The sequence below is a fragment of the Armatimonas sp. genome (assembly GCF_043760365.1).
Lineage (GTDB): Bacteria > Armatimonadota > Armatimonadia > Armatimonadales > Armatimonadaceae > Armatimonas.
In genome coordinates this window covers 1-2,344 of the sequence record NZ_JAYUPA010000086.1, presented here as the reverse complement: position 1 = coordinate 2,344, position 2,344 = coordinate 1, and the positions used below count along the sequence as shown (strand labels likewise).

The window sequence follows — 2,344 nt, the reverse complement described above, 5'->3', positions numbered from 1 at the left end:
GTCTGGAGCGCCCACTTGTAGCCGTGGGGCCAGAACTGCTCCGAGCCGCCCGCATCCACAAAGATCTCCACAGCATCGCCGACGGTCTGCCGCGCCGTTTGAATCAGCAGCTTGTCGTAGCCGCCGCTCACGCGCCCAAAGCCTGACCAACCGATCTTGATGGCACGAAACCCCGCTTCCAGCACCGCCTCCAATCTCTGTTTGAGAACAGGCGGCTCGGCAAAGAGAATCGAGGCGTAGGGCTTGATCTTGTCTCGGTAACAGCCGCCCAAGAGCCGCGCGACGGGCTGACCGGTAGCTTTCCCAAGAATATCCCAGAGCGCAATGTCCACGCCCGAGATAGCGTGCGCGACCGTGCCGCCGCGCCCTTGCCAGAACGTGGACTGCAAAAGCGTCTCGCTCACGCGCTCCGGCTCCAGTGCGCTCTGGCCGATGAGATACGGGCGCAAGAGCGCAAGCGCCGCCGTGACCAGCGCCCCCGACGTAAAACAGCTCCCCCAGCCGGTGATGCCACCGTCGGTGTCCACCCGGATCAGCGTGTGCAGCTCCTCGTCTAAATCGTAGCCCTGCGCCCAACCGCCGTCGGGAGTCGCCCCCCGCAGCGGCAGCGCCGTCACTGCCGTGATTAACATACCGCCATTCTACCCCAGCGTCATGGACGACGCGGGCACGCTTCGCTTCTGGCGTGCCGCCACAAAGTCGCTCCGCGACATCTGCGAGAGTCGGTTGGGCGGTGCGGGACAAATTGGGTACAATCCCCACATGATCCGATTTGGCATTGTGGGCGGCGGCTGGCGCACGGAGTTCTTTCTACGTATTGCACGGGCGCTGCCAGAGCGATTTGAGGTAACGGGCGTAGTGACGCGTAGCGAGGAGAAGGGCGCGGCGCTGACGGCGGCGTGGGGCGTGCCGACGGTGCGCACGCCCGAGGAGCTATTAGCCGCGAAACCAGATTTTCTGGTACTCTCCGTGCCGTGGCCCGTGACGCCCGAGCTGATTGTCTGGTGCGCCGAGCGGGGCATGCCCGTGCTCGCGGAGACACCGCCCGCGCCGACGGAAGAGGCACTTAGGGCGCTCTGGGAGAAAGTGGGCGCGTCGGCAAAAGTGCAGATCGCGGAGCAGTACCCGTTCCAACCACACCACGCCGCACGCATCGCCATCGCCCGCTCCGGGAAGCTGGGCACGGTGACGCAGGCTCAGGTCTCGGCGGTGCACGGCTACCACGGCATGGCGCTGATCCGACGGTACTTGGATATTGGCTTTGAACCCGTCACCATTCGAGCGCAGAAGTTCACCTCACCGATTTTGAGTAGCCCAGGTCGTAGCGGCGGTCCCACGGAGGAGAAAGTCGTGCCGTCGGGCCAGACGCTGGCGTGGCTGAACTTCGAGAGTGGCAAGCTCGGGGTGTTTGATTTTACGGGCGACCAGTACTTTTCCTACATTCGCGGCCAGCGCGTGCTGGTGCGCGGCGAGCGTGGGGAGATTATTGACGAAACGGTACGACTGCTGCTTGACTATAAGACGCCCGTTGCGCTGACTTTGCGGCGCGAAGATGCCGGGCACCGGGGCAATCTTGAGGGCGCATTTCACAAGGGCTACAGCGCGGGTACTGAGTGGGTATATGAGAATCCCTTCCCCTTGGCCCGCCTCGCTGACGACGAGATTGCTATCGCGGAGTGCCTGGTGCGCATGGCGGAGTACGCCGCTGGTGGCCCCGGCTACTACGGCCTCGCCGAGGGCTGCCACGACCACTACCTGGGAATTTTAATGGACCGCGCCGCCACCAGCGGCGAAACCGTGACCAGTGCCCCCGTGCCTTGGTAACCTCTCCCCAGAGTGACCTCTCCCCCAGCCCCTTCCCCAAGGAGCTTGCGACTGCCCGGGGGAGGGGGGTGGGGGTGAGGTTGGCTAAAACGCCACTCGGTACAGCGCCGCTAGATCAGAAACCGTGACGGAGCGTGGGTTGAAGGTGGCAGTCCACTGGCGAGCGGCTTCGGCGGCGAGGGGGGGAAGCAGGGATTCGGCAATGCCGCACTCGGTCAGGGTGGTGTGCATCTGTGCCTGCTCCAGCCAGCCCGTCACAAGCGTGGCGAGGGCTTCGGGCGTGTGGCCAAGCGCTTCGTAGGCGTGGCGGGCGGCAGGGTCTTGTGCATTGAAGCGGATGACGTGCGGGAGCATTAGCCCCACGGCTTGTCCGTGCACGGTTCCAAAGTGCGCCGTAAGCGGGTTCGCCAGCGAGTGGGCGATCCCCAGCATGGAGTACTCGATCGCCAGCCCCGCCCAGGTGGAGCCCAGCAGCATCCCCTCCCGCGCCTCAAGATTATTCGGCTCCCTCAGTACCAAG

At 64.6% G+C, this 2,344-nt stretch carries 2 protein-coding genes and 1 pseudogene; 1 reads left to right on the top strand and 2 read right to left on the bottom strand.

From position 1 onward, the window contains the following. Positions 1 to 632, bottom strand: a pseudogene (locus tag ACH2EH_RS02160) (mandelate racemase/muconate lactonizing enzyme family protein); the annotation flags it as partial. 130 nt (positions 633 to 762) lie between these two features. Here ACH2EH_RS02160 and ACH2EH_RS02155 point away from each other — a divergent pair. Then, on the top strand, positions 763 to 1,824 hold the full coding sequence (locus ACH2EH_RS02155) for a Gfo/Idh/MocA family protein (RefSeq protein ID WP_395138427.1): 1,062 nt from the start codon (positions 763 to 765) through the stop codon (positions 1,822 to 1,824). Positions 1,825 to 1,908: 84 nt separating this feature from the next. On the opposite strand, the gene ACH2EH_RS02150 is transcribed toward ACH2EH_RS02155, so the two are convergent. After that, on the bottom strand, positions 1,909 to 2,344 hold a 436-nt coding region (locus ACH2EH_RS02150), incomplete at its 5' end, for an iron-containing alcohol dehydrogenase (RefSeq protein ID WP_395138425.1).